Origin of the sequence: Paraburkholderia sp. SIMBA_030, from assembly GCF_046535245.1 — a bacterium.
GTDB lineage: Bacteria > Pseudomonadota > Gammaproteobacteria > Burkholderiales > Burkholderiaceae > Paraburkholderia.
Genome location: NZ_JAWRXB010001331.1, coordinates 1 through 246, shown reverse-complemented (window position 1 = coordinate 246; position 246 = coordinate 1). Strand labels below are relative to the sequence as shown.

Genomic DNA, 246 nt, shown 5'->3' with positions numbered 1-246 from the left:
AAGATCGCCAATCTTAAGGACAGTAGCCAACTGTTGACCAATGGTTTTGTTATCTAGATTGTGCTTGAGCACGCGCATAGGCGTCGGTACCACCACCAATAGCAGCATCGCCAATATAGCAAATCCTGAAGTTAGCCAAAACAGCCCAGAGATACCGAGCGAGCCGACTAATAATGGACCAAAAGCAAAGGCAAGCATGATAGAGGTCGCAATCGTCAGCCCCATCGTAGCCATCGCTTTGGTACG

1 pseudogene is annotated in these 246 nt (G+C 48.8%); it reads right to left on the bottom strand.

The window, feature by feature from the left end:
- A pseudogene (locus tag SB772_RS44370) lies at positions 1–225 on the bottom strand (hypothetical protein); the annotation flags it as partial.
- Positions 226–246: the final 21 nt, after the last annotated feature.